The sequence below is a fragment of the Nocardioides salsibiostraticola genome (assembly GCF_054783655.1).
The window spans coordinates 254696-269444 of record NZ_BAAGQD010000027.1 but is presented as its reverse complement, the minus strand read 5'-3'; the positions used below and the strand labels follow the sequence as shown (position 1 = coordinate 269444).

General features: G+C 68.9%; 15 protein-coding genes and 1 tRNA gene. 11 read left to right on the top strand and 5 right to left on the bottom strand.

Annotated features, from left to right (window positions below):
• Positions 1-7: 7 nt before the first annotated feature.
• Both ACYVLV_RS19040 and ACYVLV_RS19035 read right to left on the bottom strand, forming a co-directional pair.
• Positions 8-86, bottom strand: a tRNA-Gln gene (locus tag ACYVLV_RS19040).
• A gap of 37 nt (positions 87-123) precedes the next feature.
• The gene (locus tag ACYVLV_RS19035) at positions 124-1239 is read right to left on the bottom strand and encodes an oxygenase MpaB family protein (protein ID WP_460812859.1); all 1116 of its coding nucleotides are present in this window, start codon (positions 1237-1239) and stop codon (positions 124-126) included.
• Between the two features lie 106 nt (positions 1240-1345).
• Between ACYVLV_RS19035 and ACYVLV_RS19030 the strand changes: the two genes are divergently transcribed.
• The 5 genes from ACYVLV_RS19030 to ACYVLV_RS19010 are packed head-to-tail and all read left to right on the top strand — an operon-like array spanning position 1346 to position 7363.
• Positions 1346-2002, top strand: a complete 657-nt coding sequence (locus ACYVLV_RS19030; protein ID WP_460812856.1) for a TetR/AcrR family transcriptional regulator — start codon at positions 1346-1348, stop codon at positions 2000-2002.
• A gap of 56 nt (positions 2003-2058) precedes the next feature.
• Positions 2059-3150 (top strand): ATP-dependent DNA ligase, encoded by a 1092-nt coding sequence (locus ACYVLV_RS19025; protein WP_460812854.1) that lies wholly within the window; start codon positions 2059-2061, stop codon positions 3148-3150.
• Positions 3151-3171: 21 nt separating this feature from the next.
• Positions 3172-3711: a hypothetical protein gene (locus ACYVLV_RS19020; RefSeq protein WP_460812852.1), complete on the top strand. Its 540-nt coding sequence runs from the start codon at positions 3172-3174 to the stop codon at positions 3709-3711.
• Positions 3708-4649, top strand: a complete 942-nt coding sequence (locus ACYVLV_RS19015) for a hypothetical protein (protein ID WP_460812849.1) — start codon at positions 3708-3710, stop codon at positions 4647-4649. Before ACYVLV_RS19020 ends, ACYVLV_RS19015 begins: the two co-directional genes overlap by 4 nt.
• Positions 4646-7363 carry a stealth conserved region 3 domain-containing protein gene (locus tag ACYVLV_RS19010; protein WP_460812846.1) on the top strand — a complete coding sequence of 906 codons (2718 nt, stop codon included), beginning with the start codon at positions 4646-4648 and terminating at the stop codon, positions 7361-7363. The genes ACYVLV_RS19015 and ACYVLV_RS19010 overlap by 4 nt, the downstream gene beginning before the upstream one ends.
• Here ACYVLV_RS19010 and ACYVLV_RS19005 read toward each other — a convergent pair.
• The gene (locus ACYVLV_RS19005) at positions 7360-8358 is read right to left on the bottom strand and encodes a sulfotransferase family protein (RefSeq protein WP_460812843.1); all 999 of its coding nucleotides are present in this window, start codon (positions 8356-8358) and stop codon (positions 7360-7362) included. The two genes, ACYVLV_RS19010 and ACYVLV_RS19005, sit on opposite strands and share 4 nt — an antisense overlap.
• 375 nt (positions 8359-8733) lie before the next feature.
• Between ACYVLV_RS19005 and ACYVLV_RS19000 the strand changes: the two genes are divergently transcribed.
• Both ACYVLV_RS19000 and ACYVLV_RS18995 read left to right on the top strand, forming a co-directional pair.
• Complete coding sequence (locus ACYVLV_RS19000) at positions 8734-9603, top strand: oxygenase MpaB family protein (RefSeq protein ID WP_460812841.1); 870 nt, start codon at positions 8734-8736, stop codon at positions 9601-9603.
• Between the two features lie 42 nt (positions 9604-9645).
• Positions 9646-10362, top strand: coding sequence for an HD domain-containing protein (locus tag ACYVLV_RS18995; protein ID WP_460812838.1), 717 nt, complete (start codon positions 9646-9648; stop codon positions 10360-10362).
• Here the strand turns inward: ACYVLV_RS18995 and ACYVLV_RS18990 are convergent.
• Positions 10307-10576 (bottom strand): DUF4031 domain-containing protein, encoded by a 270-nt coding sequence (locus tag ACYVLV_RS18990; protein WP_460812835.1) that lies wholly within the window; start codon positions 10574-10576, stop codon positions 10307-10309. The two genes, ACYVLV_RS18995 and ACYVLV_RS18990, sit on opposite strands and share 56 nt — an antisense overlap.
• A gap of 56 nt (positions 10577-10632) precedes the next feature.
• Between ACYVLV_RS18990 and ACYVLV_RS18985 the strand changes: the two genes are divergently transcribed.
• Complete coding sequence (locus ACYVLV_RS18985) at positions 10633-10983, top strand: hypothetical protein (RefSeq protein ID WP_460812832.1); 351 nt, start codon at positions 10633-10635, stop codon at positions 10981-10983.
• A 59-nt stretch (positions 10984-11042) separates the two neighbouring features.
• Here the strand turns inward: ACYVLV_RS18985 and ACYVLV_RS18980 are convergent, their stop codons facing one another.
• On the bottom strand, positions 11043-11771 hold the full coding sequence (locus tag ACYVLV_RS18980; RefSeq protein WP_460812830.1) for a GntR family transcriptional regulator: 729 nt from the start codon (positions 11769-11771) through the stop codon (positions 11043-11045).
• A 109-nt stretch (positions 11772-11880) separates the two neighbouring features.
• On the opposite strand from ACYVLV_RS18980, the gene ACYVLV_RS18975 reads away from it, so the two are divergent.
• The 3 genes from ACYVLV_RS18975 to ACYVLV_RS18965 all read left to right on the top strand — a co-directional run bounded on the left by ACYVLV_RS18975 (position 11881) and on the right by ACYVLV_RS18965 (position 14707).
• Positions 11881-12309 carry an SRPBCC family protein gene (locus tag ACYVLV_RS18975; RefSeq protein ID WP_460812827.1) on the top strand — a complete coding sequence of 143 codons (429 nt, stop codon included), beginning with the start codon at positions 11881-11883 and terminating at the stop codon, positions 12307-12309.
• 58 nt (positions 12310-12367) lie between these two features.
• Positions 12368-12988 carry an alpha-ketoglutarate-dependent dioxygenase AlkB gene (locus ACYVLV_RS18970; protein WP_460812824.1) on the top strand — a complete coding sequence of 207 codons (621 nt, stop codon included), beginning with the start codon at positions 12368-12370 and terminating at the stop codon, positions 12986-12988.
• A gap of 63 nt (positions 12989-13051) precedes the next feature.
• On the top strand, positions 13052-14707 hold the full coding sequence (locus ACYVLV_RS18965) for an AMP-binding protein (RefSeq protein ID WP_460812822.1): 1656 nt from the start codon (positions 13052-13054) through the stop codon (positions 14705-14707).
• Positions 14708-14749 lie beyond the last annotated feature (42 nt).

The window sequence follows — 14749 nt, the reverse complement described above, 5'->3', positions numbered from 1 at the left end:
CGCCTTGCTCCCCGGGATGGAGTCGAACCATCGTCGCTAGTCCTGATTCAAAGTCAGGCGGGCCCTGCCGGCAGACCAACCGGGGATAGACCAGACACCTTAGTGGCTCACTGGTCGGTTGGCTCAGACGGGCATGCCGTAGGCGTTGCCCATCGCGCCGATGTGTTCCTCGGACTCGATCAGGCCCTCGTCGCTCGCGGGGACCTGTTGCTCGAAGACGCGCTGGTGCTGACGGTCCCGGAGGTCCTGGTGGGCCTGGGCGGGCACGTCGTACCCGTAGCGGGCCTGGGCCTCCCGGGGGGTCATCACCGTCGGCGAGATGGGGGCGATGCCCAACAGGACCGGAGCGACCACCGGGACCGCGGCGGGCGCGATGATGTTCAAGAAGTAGAAGTTCAGTGGGGTGATGCGGGCCAGGCCGCGGTGAAGCACTCGATTGGCGGGGACGATGAACGCATCCATCACCGGCCCCTGCTTGAGGTCGAACATCTTGCGCACGTAGCGGGGGTACGTCGCGACGACGCCCTTGCGCAGCACCCAGATCGCGGGCGCAGCGGCGACCCGCTGCCACTTGGGGAGGTCCGACGGCAGCGCGACGTGGAGGCCGAGGATGAAGTCGACCAGGTCCTGCGCGGCCTCGGAGGAGGCCAGGCGCGGGCGCCACTCCTCGAAGTACGCCGCCACCTCGGCCCGGGAGCGGGGCACGGAGTCCGGGTCGATCGTCTGCAACTCCGCGGCGCGGGCACACTCGAGCCAGTACTGCGCCTCGTCCTGCGCGCTCAGCCGGCCGGGCCCGAACTTCTCGTAGCAGTAGAGGATGGAGTGCCAGGCCGTCATGTGGATCCAGAGCTGGCTGTCGGGGCGGTTCGCGTCGTAGGTGCCGCCGGTGACGGGGTCGTGCCCGATCGCCTTCGTATGCACCTTCACCAACACGTCGGCCGCCTTGGCGGTCGGTTCGGTCGCCCCGAAGGCCACCAGGCTGAAGTAGCGCACGGTGCGGCCGTACCGCGTGTGTGGGCGGTACTTCACCCCGCCCGACTGCGCGACCGCCGCGGTCAGGTTCGGATCCAGGTGCTCGATGGTCACCGACCGGGCGAACCCGAGAACCAGCGAGGTCGGATAGCTCCACACCCGCCAGGTCACCGAATCGGGGCCGAAGAAACCGTAGTCGGCGTGCGGCTCGTAGCGCTTGGCCAGACGAGAACGGGTGGGAAGACCTGGCAGTGAACGACCGGGCATGACACGAACCTTTCGCAGGTGCAACGGAGACGTACAGGGGGAGCGAGATCCGAACCTACACTTCCGTCATATATAAATCTACACTCCCGTCATATAGATTGCTCCCATGGTCGAGGAGAACGAGCGCAAACGTCGGTACGCCCGACGCCTGCCGCCCGCCGAGCGACGTGAGCAACTCCTCGACGCCGCGCTCACGGTGCTGATCCGCGAGGGCTACCGGCACGTGAGCGTCGAGGCGATCGCCCGCGAGGCCGGCGTCACCCGCCCGGTCGTCTACGCCACCTTCGACGGGCTCGAACCGCTGCTCCACGCGCTCCTGGACCGCACCCAGCGCCGCGCCCTCGAGTCCGCGGTGGGCCTGTTGGCCCGCGAACCGGACACCTCCGAACGCGACACCTCACCAGCTGGGGACTTCGAGGCGTGGCTGATCCAGCGACTTGCCGACTTTCTCGACCTCGTGCGCCGCGAACCCGAGGTCTGGCAACCCGTGCTCGGCCTCGTCGGGGGCACCCCTCCCCTGGTCACCGACCGCATCGAACGCACCCGCGCCTTCCTGCGCGGCGAGATGGCCCAACGACTGACCGAGGGTCTCGGCGCCGACTCCACGCAGGTGGACACCGAGGTGTTGGCCGAGTTGCTGCTCGTCAACGTCGAGCACCTCGGCCGTCTCACGCTCGATCAACCGGATCACTTCACGCGTGAGCGACTGGTCGCCGCCGTCAGCCCGCTCCTCCTACGCCGCACGGGCTCCCCCAACATCTAGCTAGCACCCAGGCTCCAGCACCCAAGATCCAGCACCCAGGATCTAGGCTCGGACCCGTGGACCTGCCCGTGATGCCGCCCATCCGTCCGATGTTGGCCAAGGCCGTCAGCGGCGTACCGGACCCCGCGAAGTTCGGTGGGCTGAGTTTTGAGCCCAAGTGGGACGGCTTCCGCTGCCTGATCTTTCGGGACGGTGACGAGGTCGAGCTGACCTCCCGCAACACCAAACCGCTGACCCGCTACTTCCCCGAGGTCGTCGAGGCCGTTCTCGAACAACTGCCCGAGCGCTGCGTCCTGGACGGCGAACTGTTCGTCGCGACCGGCCCCCGCCTGCAGTTCGAAACCCTGCAGGAACGCATCCACCCCGCCGCCTCCCGGGTGACCAAGCTGTCCCAGGAGACCCCCGCGGGCTTCGTCGCCTTCGACCTCCTCGCCCTCGGTGACGAGTCGTACGTCGACCGCCCCTTCTCCGAGCGTCGCGCCGCCATGGTCGAGGCACTCGACCACCTCCGCGGCGGTCAGGGACCCTGCTTCCTGACCCGCACCACCGAGGACCCGGCCCAGGCCGCACGCTGGTTCGCCGAGTTCGAGGGCGCCGGTCTCGACGGGGTGATCGCCAAGCCCCTGGGGGCGGCGTACGTCGAGAACGGCCGGACCATGATGAAGATCAAGCACGAGCGCACCGCCGACGTCGTGGTCTGCGGCTACCGCGAACACAAGACGAGCACCCCCGAACGACCCCTGCTCGGCAGCCTGCTGCTGGGACTGTGGTCCGAGGGGAAGCTCCAACACATCGGGGTCAGCGCCAGCTTCACCGCGGCCCGCCGCGCCGAGCTGATCGAGGAACTGCAACCCCTCGTCTGTCCGATCACCGAGCACCCCTGGGGCGAGTGGAGCGAGTGGGCGATCGCCAACCCCGACCGGGCTCCCGGCACGCAGAGCCGATGGAGCGCCGGCAAGGACCTGAGCTTCACGCCGCTGCGCCCCGAGCGGGTGATCGAGGTGAAGTACGACGCCATGGAGGGTCGCCGGTTCCGCCACACCGCGCACTTCAAACGGTGGCGTCCCGACCGCGATCCGGAGTCCTGTGGCTACGACCAACTCGAGCAACCGGTGAGTTACGACCTCGCGGCCGTTCTCGGCGGCTAGGAATCCTCTAGGCTGCCGTTCATGGCTGACTACGATGTCGTTCTCCTGATCGAGCAGGCCCTCTCCGCCGCCGACGCCGCCCAGGTCCGTTCGCTCCACGAGGCGATCGAGGACCCGGTGACCTATCACGTGCTGCTGCCCGTGGACGACGCCGCCGGCCAGGTCGAAGCGGGCATGGGCCCGCTGATGGCCGGTGACCCCTTCGCCTCCCCAGGGCTCGCCAGTATCGGCGTCGATCTCGAGGCCCTGCAGGAGGAGCACGACAAGGAAGCCGCCGTCGAACTGCGCAAGACCCGTGACGCCCTGGTCGCCGCGGGCGCCCGGGTGGGGTCGGCTCTGCTGACCACCGGCTCCCCGATCGAGGCCCTGACCTCCAAGATCGCCGACGTCGACGGTCGCGAGGCGATCATCCTGACCCGCCCCCACATCATCGCCGAGTTCTTCCACGTCGACTGGAGCTCCCAGGCCCGGCGGGCGATCGGCGTACCGGTGCTGCACCTCGTCGAGCACGAGAACTTCGACGAGCAGGCCGGCGGCGGCGAGGGCGTCTCCGGACTGTGAAACTCGCCCGACGCCGCGCCTCCCGCTCCACCGACGACACCGCCGGCCCGAACACCGCCGAGCAACCCGACCCGTCCACCGCGCCACGCGGAGCTCCCGTCGCGTCGTTCGTCGGGATCCTGGACGGCCAGAGCCTCTGGGTCGCCGTCGAACTGACCCCCGGATCCATCGCACTGCGCCACACCGGGACCGGTGACGTGGTCGCGTTGACCAACGACGCACCCGACGACCAGCCGGCCTACACCTCGGCTCGGATGGACCTGGGTGGGTTGACTGCGACCGAGGCGTCGGAACCAGCGACGTACGACGTGGTGATCGTCCCGACCAGCGGCCGCTCCCCGCGCCCCATCTGGTCCGCACCCCTGCCCGGTGCCCGGGTGGCTCCGACGCGGGACGAACGCACCCAGTGGGGTCTCGATCAGACCCCCGACGGGTACCTCCAGATCACCTGCACCGACCTCGAACCCACCGCCTGGCTGGCCGGCGTCGTCGAGGAGTCCGACGGGGTCCGACTCACGATCGCCAATGATGAAGAGATCACCGCCGACGCCGAGGTCGCCCTCCTCTCCGATGGTGAGGTCGTCGCCCGGTTCCCGACCTCGGCCACGGAGTCGGGCCTGAGCGCACTCCTCACCGGCGCTCCCACCGACGGCCCGACCGGCAGCCCAACCGACAGCTGGGCACTGGATGAGTCCATCGACGTCCAGACCCGGGTGGTCATCGGCGTCCCCGGCCATTGGGTGCCGATCCGCCGCCGTCATGACGACCTGCCCGATCCGGGGCGCGGAGCCCCACTCCCCCCGGTCAACCTGCCCGGCAGCGAGACCGCTCGGATCCGCCTGCGGTTCGGCGGCGAGGCGTTCTTGGTCGCCCGGATCCTGCCCGTCAGCGCCACGGACCCCACGATCGAGCCCTCCGTCAACGGGGAGACCTCGTGAAGATCACCTTCCTCGTCTTCAACCTCGACGGCATGGGCGGCACCTCGCGATCCGCGGTCACCCAGGCTAATGCCCTGGCGCCCCACCACGAGGTCCGTTTCGTCAGCGTCACCCGCTCCGACCAGGCGCCGCACTACTCCCTCGACCCTCGCATCGGAGTCGACTACCTCGTCGACGTACGCAACGAGTCGGCCCCCACGGCCGTGGCCGAAGGGCTCGTGGAGCCCCCGCTGGCCAAACGTCTGCATGCGCGCGAATCCGCCCTGGTCCCCGCCCGATGGGACCGGCAGTTCACCGCGCTGTGCGACGTCGCACTCGAAGCGGCGCTGCCCTCGCTGAGGGTCGACATCGTCGTCAGCGTCACGCCCGGGCTGTTGGCCTGCGCCACCCAACTCCTGCCCGACGACGTCGTGGTCGTCCACCAGGAACACCGCTCCTCCTCGAGCCGCACCACCGGCCTCGAGCCGCTGCTCACCTTCGCGCCCCAGGCCGACGTGGTCGCCCTGCTCACCCCCACGGTCGAGGAGTGGCTGCTCGCCGAGCTCGGTCCGATCGCTCCGCAGACCGTGGTGATGCCCAACCCGCTCCCGATCGGCTTCGCACCGAGGTCCCGGTTGGACAACCCGCTGATCGTCGCGGCGGGACGTCTGGTCCAGGAGAAGCAGTTCCCCAAACTGGTCGCCGCTTTCGCGCTGATCGCCGACCAGATCCCGGACTGGCGCCTGCGCATCTACGGCGAGGGCCCGGGCCGCCTCGACCTCATGCGCCAGATCCGCAAGAACGGTCTGTGGGACCGCGTCGAACTGCCCGGCAAGGTCACCGACATGACCGGCGAGTGGGCCAAGGCCGGCGTCTCGGCGCTCACCTCGCGCTCCGAGGGCTTCCCGTTGGTGATGCAGGAGGCCATGTCCTCCGGTGTCCCCGTGGCCAGTTTCGATTGCGCCTCGGGACCCCGCGAGATCATCGAACACGAGGTCAACGGCCTCCTGGTCAGCCCCGAGTCGGTCGCCGGGATGGCCCAGGCGCTCCTCCGCCTGTGCGGCGACGACGCCCTTCGCCAACGCCTCGGCGAAGGGGCGGCCCGCTCCGCACGACAGTACGACGCCGACGCGCTCGCCGAGCGATGGGTCCAGATCTTCGCCGACGCCCGAGCCCGCCGCGCCGGAAGAGGACGGGCCACCGCGCGTGCCCTGGCCAAGCCGCGGCGTACCCCTGCCTCGAGCGCGCTCGTCGACGTCACCACCACCACCCCCCGGCAAGCCCGCCACGAGGCGCTCGCCTGGGCCGCCCAGGCGGCCCGTCGATCCGGGGACCGCTGGTTCGTCATCCCGGCCCACGGGGACCCCGCACCGGTCCTGGTGATCCCGATGGAGGACCGCGACGAGTTCCTCGCGCACCTCGGTGGCGACGACGGGGCCGCTCCCGGCTACCTGTCCGCCCGCGAACCCGCGGCCCACGGCTGGCACGAACGCCGTACGTCCCTCCCGGAGGCGTCCGCCGCCCTCCGCCGGGGCCGCTCCCCCGTCGTCCACCTCGAACCCTGGCCGATGACCGGCGACCGGGTCAGTCCCCTGGCCCACGGTTGCACCCTCGACGTGGAGTTCTGGGAGACCTCGATCACCGGCGACCTCCTGCCCGCCCGCCGCAACCGGTACGCCGACCGTATCCCCGCCACGGCCCTGGCCGAGATGGTCGACTTCGAGGTCGACGGCGTCGCGGTCCGCACCCTGCCGTTGATGGCCCAACCGACCGCGACCGAGTGCCGTTTCCCGATCGACGTGGTCTACACCTGGGTGGACGGCAACGACCCCGTCTGGGACGCCTCCCGCCGCGATCGCTTGGCCGGCCTGTCCGGAGACAGCGCCACCGCCCAGAGCCGGGAGTCCAGCGGCCGCGCACGCTTCGTGGCCCGCGACGAGTTGCGCTACTCCTTCCGCAGCCTGCACCTCTTCGCCCCCTGGGTGCGGCGTATCCACCTGGTCACCGCCGGCCAGACGCCGTCCTGGCTCGACGTCGACCACCCCATGATCAACGTGGTCGACCACCGCGACATCCTGCCCGCCGATGCGTTGCCGACCTTCAACTCCCACGCTATCGAGACCGCCCTGCACCGGATCGAGGGGTTGGCCGAGCACTTCCTCTACTTCAACGACGACTTCTTCCTGGGCCGCCCGGTCCGCCCGGACGCGTTCTTCAGCCCGTCGGGGTCGTTCGCCACGTTCTTCTCCCACACCACGGTCGGCCTCAGCGACCTGCCCGACGCGCCGCCGTACCTCAAGGCCGCCTGGAACAACCGCCGCCTTCTGGCCGATGCGTTCGGGGCCGTGGTGACCAACAACTTGGCGCACGCCCCCTACCCGCACCGGGTATCGGTCCTGCAGGACCTCGGCGACCGGTTCCCCGACGTACTGGCCGAGACCGCGCGGTCACCGTTCCGCAACGACACCGACGTCTCGAGCCTCAGCTCCCTGGCCCAGCACTACGGCCTGCTGACCGGCCGCGCCCACGTCGCCGACGCCAACCTGATGTACGTCAACCTGACCAGCAGCGACGTCGACCGCCAACTGGCGATGACATTGAAGCGCCGGGAGTGGGACTTCATCTGCCTGGGCGACCAGCACGACCATGCGGTCGACAACGACCGATTGGACGGCTTCCTCGCCGACTTCTACCGCGACTACTTCCCGGTCGCGGCCCCCTGGGAGCACCCCTAGCCGGTGGGCTGACCCTTGAGCTCGGCCACTTCGGCACGCAGTTTCTCGATGCGTCGCTGCTTCGTCTCGAGCTTGCGCTTGAGGTTCTTGCGGACCGCGGCGACCTGGCTGACGGTCTCGTCCAGGGCGATCGCGGCGGAGGATTCGTAGAGTTCGACGTACGCCGCCCGCAACCGGTCCAGGCCCGCCATCGCTTCGGCGTTGCTCGGGTCGGCGACCAGGACCCCTGCGTGGGTCCAGGTCTCCTCGGCCATCTCGACCAGGTTGCCGGCCACCATCAGACCGTCCCAGTCCGCGCCCGAACGGTTCAGGGAGGCGGTCAGGAAGTCATCGACCTCGTGAGCGTCGGCACCGACGGCGAGGTCCACCCCCATCTGTTCTCCGGCCCGACCCATCGTCGTACGCCAGTCGCCGATGAGGTCGTAGTAGGGCACGAAGGCGCGGGGGTTGCCCCGGGTGGCGCGCTCGGTCTCGAATACCGAGTTCATCCATGCGGCCACGTTGGTGGTCTCGCGCTGGCGTCGGAAGGTGTCCGACTCCTCGCTGAGGTACGCCGCATCCCGCGAACGCACGACCTGCGTGGGGTGCCGCAACATGGTCAGGCTGCTGACCTCGATGCCGAGCTCGGCGGCGATTCGCAGCCACAACGGATAGACCCAGTAGGCCCGCGTCTCCTTGATGGCCAAGATCGCCTCGGGCTGTGCGGCCACCTCGGCGGCCAGCCACTCGCGCAACTCGGCCTCGCGCTCCGGGGTGACCGCGTCCATCGCGATCTGGCCGGCGTGGGGGCGAGAGTCGATGGTGCGCACCGGGATGGCGTTGAGGAAGTACTTGTGGAAGTCCGCGACCCACAGCGGTTCGTAGTAACCCCGGGGGTTGCGCTCGTCGGCCTCGACCTCCGGTTGGGGGATCTGCAGGCCCAACCGTTTGAGAGTTCCGGCAGCGCTGCTGGTCCCACTGCGTCCCGATCCGGTGACGATCACGATCTTGCTCACGCGGGAGAGGTTACTCGACCCATTCACTGTGCCTATTTGTTACCACTCCACGTGGATTTGTTACTCGCCTGTGGATGAATCGTGCGTTAGCCCCGTCTACGTTTAGTACATCGAAGGGCACCCACACCCGTCGATGATGGGGGTTAGGCCAGACTCCGGGGGGAGCGATGGTCAACCTGAACTGAACAGTCTGCCCACCGTGCATCCGGGGGGATCGCACAAGGTGCTCCGGGGGGAGCGCCGGGCAGACGTGAAGTTGTAGCCCCGCCGGTGATTCCTTCGAGGATTCCGGTGGGGCTCTCCACATTTCTGAGCCCATCACTCAGCCCGCTTTTCGGGCACTCGATAAACTTCGGGTGACCTGAAGGAGACAGCATGGTGGGCATCAGGGAACAACTCGGGCAAGCACTGTTCGCCAGGGTCGCGGGACCCGACGGGGCCGAACACCGCGACCGGATCCACTTTCGGGAGGGTCCTCGGTGGTTCGAGCCGGACAGCGCGATCGTCCGTGTCCACGGCGACGCCTCGATGTTCATCGGAGGGATGCGGGCCCTTCTCCTGCAGACCCTGCATCCCCAGGCCATGCGCGCGGTCGCGGAACACTCCGGCTACCGCGGAGACATGTGGGGCCGCCTGCACCGGACCAGTCGCTTCCTGGCGGTGACGACCTTCGGGGTGCAGGACGACGCCGAGCAGATGATCGCGGTGATCCGCTCCATCCACGAGCGTGTCACCGGCGTCATGGACGACGGCAGCCCCTACGCGGCCTCCGATCCCCATCTGCTGCAGTGGGTGCACATCGCCGAGATCGACAGCTTCCTCACCGCCCATCAGACCTACGGCAAGAACCCACTGGACCAGACCGGCCGAGACGAGTACGTCGCCCAGACCGCCGAGATCGCCCGCCGCCTCGGGGTCCTCGATCCGCCCGTGACCGAGGCGGAGCTGCAGGAGCGGATGACGGCGTACCGCCCCGAGCTGATCGGGACCAAGGACGCCCGCGAGGCGGTCGGCTACCTCCTGTTCCGCCCGCCGCTCCCCCTGGCCGCACGTGCGCCGTACGGCGTCCTGGTAGCCGCCGCGGTGGGCCTGATGCCCGCCTGGACCCGCTGGCCGCTGAGGCTGCCCTGGCTGCCGATCTCCGAACGCACCGTGGTGCGGGCCCTGGGGACCGTGGCCACCGGCACCATCCGCTGGGCGATGACTCCGCCCCCGTCGACCGCCGCAGCGCCCACGCCCGCCTGAGCGCATCGCCCAGGGGGTAGCAATAAATGTTTGAATGACGATATGAGTGAGCCCACGACCGCCACCGTCGAGCTGCAGGACACTTGGCCGCTGGCCGAAGCGGAGCGACTTCGCGACGAACTGTTGACGGCCTACGCCGACCCCGTTCGCGGCTACCACGATCTTCAGCACCTCGGAGAGGTCGTCGAGCGGCTGGCGGAACTCTCGGATCAGGGCGCTGCCTTCGACTGGGAGCCGGTCCTGCTCGCCGCGTGGTTCCACGACGGCGTGTACGACGGTGAGCGCGACGCGGAGGAGCGCTCAGCCACCTGGGCCGAGGATGCGCTGGCGCCACTGATGGACTCCGCCACCGTCACCGAGGTCGCCCGACTGGTCCGGATGACCGAGACCCACCGGCCCGAGACCGGGGACGCCAACGGCTCGGCCCTCTCCGACGCCGACCTCGCCATCCTGGCTGCCCCCACCGAGCGCTATGAGGAGTACGTCCAGCAGGTGCGTCAGGAGTTCGCCCACATCGACGATGCCCTCTTCACAGCCGGTCGAGCCGCGGTCCTGCGTGAGTTGTTGTCGAAGGAGAATCTCTTCTCCACCGACTACGGCCAGCGCACCTGGGAGGCCGACGCCCGCCACAACGTCGAGGCCGAGCTGGCTGAGTTGGCCGGGTTGGCTGGGCCGACCGGGTCGACCGGCTCGTTGGAGCAGGTCACCGTTCCGGACGCGGCTTCCGCCTCCGTAGGCCAGCCGTCACGAGCCGGCTGACCAACTCCCGCGAGCTGACCTCCTGCGCTCCCGCCAGCACGACACTCGAGCGCCACTCCTGGGGCACGTCGTAGTGGTCCCGGTCGAAACCTCGCTCGGGGATCCCCAGCGACCGGGCGAAGGCGTGCAGTTCCTCGAACGACTCATCGCTCGCCACGTGACACCAGAACCGACCGTGGCCGGGTGTGTTCGGGGGATCAATGAGGATCGTCATGACCCGAGCGAGGTTACCCGGACCGGGGTCCTTGCCACCGCACGCACAATGGAGAGGTGGACAACGCAGTGCTCTTCGACGCCCGGGCCAGGGTCCTTGCCGACCTCACGGCCAGGAACCAAGCCACGGCCGAGGCCGTCTCCGCCCTGGAGGACGCCTGCTCGGCGCGCCAGTGGTGGGCCGAGCAGTGGCCCGAGGGAGTCGTGTACATCGCCGGGCTGGTCGCCCAGGACGTGCAGGACGCCCTGTTCGAGACCGTCGGTCGGTGGCCGATCTGTGTGAACTGTCGCGACCGCCCGCCCCATGCGCTCTACATCGCCCCGGATCTCGGCGGTCCCGACCCGGTCTGGATGTGCGAGGAGTCCGGCGAGTTCGCGGCACCCCTCGGGGCGCTGGCTGCGGCTTAGCCGCCCCTGCCCCTCTTCAGAGCCCCTAGTCGGTGCCCCCAGTCAGTGCCCTGGTCGGGTCAGTCGAGGTCGGGCTCGGTGCCCAACTGGACCCACATGGTGAAGCGGTCCGCACGGTAGACGGTGCGCGAGACCTCCACGCACTTGTCGCCGCTGACTGCTCGCCGGGAGTGCCGCAGTACCGGTGACTGGCTGCGCAGCTCCAGCAGGGCCGCCTCGTCGTCGGAGGCCAGGTCGGCGGTGATCGAGTCCTCGGCCCACGTCGGTCGCAGACCCCGACCCGCGAGGTCGGCGTACAGGCTGGTGGGCATGCCGGATTGCAGGAAGCCGGGCAGCAGCACCTCGTTGAGGTAGGCGTCCTCGATGCAGACCGGAGTGCCGTCTCCGCGACGTAGACGCCGCCAGTGGATGACTGCGTCCCCTTCGGAGAGGTTCAGGGCACGAGCGACGCCGGGGCCGGCCTGCTCACGGCGAGCCAGCAGGGTCTGCGACTCGCCGAGGAGCCCGCGACGCTGCATCTCTTCGCTGTAGCCGGTGATCCGACTGGCCACCACCCGAGGTCGGGCGACGAACGTTCCCCGCCCGGGGAGTCGTTCGAGCAGGCCTTCGGAGACCAGGGCGTCGAGCGCTTGGCGCACGGTCATCCTGGCCACTCCGAAGCGTTGGACCAGTTCTCGCTCTGAAGGGGCAGGTGCGCCGGGGGCCTCTCCGGCGACCAGATCGCGCACGTATTCACGAACCTGCACGTGCTTCAAAGCGCGGCCCTCGGAAACTAGGGTTTCGGTCATGGGACGAACCTAAAGGCAATCCATCGGGATATGCGGACACTTCACAACATGTATATATGCCGCCCTGCTCTTCCGCTAGTGCTATAGATCATGCCCGTAGTCTCGGCGCATGTATGTCGAACGCACTTTTACCGTGACGCGTCCCGTCGGCGAGGTCTTCACCTACCTCGCTGACTTCACCAGCACCCACGAGTGGGACCCCGGCACGATCGAGACGAAGCAGCTCACCGGCGACGGTGGCCTGGGTACGACGTACTCGAATATCTCGAAGTTCATGGGTCGCCGCGTCGAACTCGTCTACGAGACCGTGGCCTTCGACCGTCCGCACGAGGTGAAGTTCCGCGGGGTCAACGGCGGCACCACGGCCACCGACTGGTTCCGGTTCAGTCCGGAGGGCGACAACACCCAGATCCACTACCGCGCCGACTTCGACTTCTCCCCCCTGCTGAAGCTGGTGGCCCCCCTGTTCATCAAGGGCAAGCTCGACCGGTTGGCCGACGAGACCATTGCGCAGATGCAGCGCGCCATCAACGCCTGACCGCCTGCCCGGCGTGTTGCTCGAACGTCTGTTCGACACATGTTCTACGCTGAATCTCATGGACGTCCAGAGCACCCTGTTCGAGACCCCGTCCGACGAAGCCGCCTCGGTGTCCTTCGGGACACTGACCCGTCGGGACCTGGGGTCCGGGGCCTGGGTCGATGTGGTCCCGTCCTGGCTGCCGGGAGCCGACGAGGTCTTCACCGCAGTGCGAGCCGACGTCCCCTGGCGCACCGAGCGCCGGAAGATGTACGACAGCCTGGTCGACATCCCGCGGCTGATCTACACCTACATGATCGGTGAGGAACTCCCCCACCCGCGCTTGGCCGAGGCCCGGGAGGCGCTGACCGAGCACTACCTGCCCGAACTCGGCGAGCCCTTCCGCACCGCTGGCTGCTGTTACTACCGCGACGGCCGCGACTCGGTGGCCTGGCACGGCGACACGATCGGTCGGGGCAGCACCCACGACACGATGGTGGCCATCGTCTCCCTGGGCGACACCCGCAAGTTGGCGCTGCGACCCCGCGGCGGTGGCGAGTCGCTGTCGATCACCATGGGCCACGGCGACCTGATCGTGATGGGTGGCACCTGTCAGCGCACCTGGGAGCACGCCGTACCGAAGGTGGCCCACGCCGGACCACGCATCTCCGTGCAGTTCCGACCCTTCAACGTCTTCTGACTCTGCTTCCACCCAACGGGACGGGTCCCCACGTGCGTGTCCTGGGCGTGTGACCGTGGTTTCGTGACTGCTCTCGTGACGCACCCGACCATTGCCGAACTGCTCCTCACCCGCGCCGCGGACGACTCGACCGGCCTGTTGTTCGAGGACAGCGTGTGGACCTGGCGGGAAGTGATCGGCGAGGCCGCGACCCGTTGCGAGGCGCTGCGCGAACTCCATACCGACGGTCGGCCCTGGCACGTCGGCGTACTGCTGGACAACGTCCCGGAGTACCTCTTCCTGATCGCCGGAGCGGCCCTGTGCGGGGCGACCGTGGTCGGGATCAACCCCACGCGCCGAGGCGAGGAACTGGCCGCCGATATCCGTGGGACCGACTGCGCGGTCATCATCACCGACTCCGAGCACGCAGACCTCCTGACCGGCCTCGACCACGGCGCCACCTCGGTCTGGGAGTGCGACAGCGCGGCGTACGCCGATCTCCTGGCTCGCCACGCCGATGCGCAGCCCACCCCGACTCAGCAGGCCCTGGACCCCTCCAACCAGTTGCTGCTGCTGTTCACCTCGGGCTCCACCGGCGCACCCAAGGCCGTCGTCTGCAGCACCGGCCGATGGGCGATGATCTGTCAGCTGAACCCGATCGCGTTCTCCACCGACGACGTCGCCTACAACGCGATGCCCCTCTTCCACGGCAACGCGCTGATGGGGGCCTGGGGACCGTGTCTGGTCAGCGGCGCCACCTTCGCGATGCGCCGTCGCTTCTCCGCGTCCGGCTTCGGACCGGACATCCGACGGTTCGGGGCCACGTTCTTCAACTACGTCGGCCGGTCCCTGGCCTACGTGCTGGCCCAACCGGAGGTCGAGGGCGAAGCCGACAACCGACTGCGGTTCGGTTTCGGGACCGAGGCCTCGGCCCACGATCGAGCCGAGTTCCTGCGGCGCTACCGCTGCGAGGTCTTCGAGTCCTACGGGTCCTCGGAGGGCACGTGCTACATCATTCGCAGCCCTGAGACGCCGGAGGGCGCCCTGGGAGTGCCCCAGGGCGGTTTCACCGTGGACATCGTCGCCGAGGACGGCTCGGTAGCGCCTGTTGCGCGTCTGGACGCCGACGGGGTCCTGACCAATCCTGCGGAGGCCATCGGGGAGATCGTCTCCCGCGGAGCCGCCGCCCGCTTCGAGGGGTACTACAAGAACCCGGAGGCGTCCGCGGACAAGATCCGAGGTGAGGACTTCTTCACCGGGGACCTCGGCTACCGCGACGAGGCGGGCTTCTTCTGGTTCGCCGGGCGCACCGCGGACTGGATCCGCGTCGACTCCGAGAACTTCGCCACGGCCCCGGTCGAGCGGATCCTCGCCCGGTTCCCCGGAGTGAATGTCGTCGCGGTCTACCCCGTGCCGGACGCCCAGACCGGCGATCAGGTGATGGCGGCCCTCGAGGCCTCCGACCACGCGTTCGACCCCGAACGGTTCGCCACCTTCCTCGCCGAGCAACCCGACCTCGGCACCAAGTGGGCGCCCCGCTTCGTCCGCGTCACCCACGCCCTCCCGGTCACCGCCACCCGCAAGGTCGACAAGCCCGCCCTACGGCGCCGACTCTGGGTCGAGGGCGAGGATTCGGTGTGGGAGCGACGCGAGGGTCGGTATGCCCCGGTCGATGCCGAGCGTCAGCAGGCGTTGCGTGAGGAGTTCGCCCGGCACCAGCGCACGGTGCTGCTGGGTTGACGCGCAAAAAGCGCCTCCCGGCGGGCCCGGGAGGCGCTTTTC

Bases quoted from the DNA above. Each gene is read 5' to 3' on its own strand.
- ACYVLV_RS19020 (WP_460812852.1), top strand. From the start codon at position 3,172: ATGGCTGACTACGATGTCGTTCTCCTGATCGAGCAGGCCCTCTCCGCC.
- ACYVLV_RS18975 (WP_460812827.1), top strand. From the start codon at position 11,881: ATGTATGTCGAACGCACTTTTACCGTGACGCGTCCCGTCGGCGAGGTC.
- ACYVLV_RS19035 (WP_460812859.1), bottom strand. From the start codon at position 1,239: ATGCCCGGTCGTTCACTGCCAGGTCTTCCCACCCGTTCTCGTCTGGCC.
- ACYVLV_RS19030 (WP_460812856.1), top strand. From the start codon at position 1,346: ATGGTCGAGGAGAACGAGCGCAAACGTCGGTACGCCCGACGCCTGCCG.
- ACYVLV_RS18970 (WP_460812824.1), top strand. From the start codon at position 12,368: ATGGACGTCCAGAGCACCCTGTTCGAGACCCCGTCCGACGAAGCCGCC.
- ACYVLV_RS18990 (WP_460812835.1), bottom strand. From the start codon at position 10,576: ATGACGATCCTCATTGATCCCCCGAACACACCCGGCCACGGTCGGTTC.
- ACYVLV_RS18995 (WP_460812838.1), top strand. From the start codon at position 9,646: ATGAGTGAGCCCACGACCGCCACCGTCGAGCTGCAGGACACTTGGCCG.
- ACYVLV_RS19000 (WP_460812841.1), top strand. From the start codon at position 8,734: ATGGTGGGCATCAGGGAACAACTCGGGCAAGCACTGTTCGCCAGGGTC.
- ACYVLV_RS18980 (WP_460812830.1), bottom strand. From the start codon at position 11,771: ATGACCGAAACCCTAGTTTCCGAGGGCCGCGCTTTGAAGCACGTGCAG.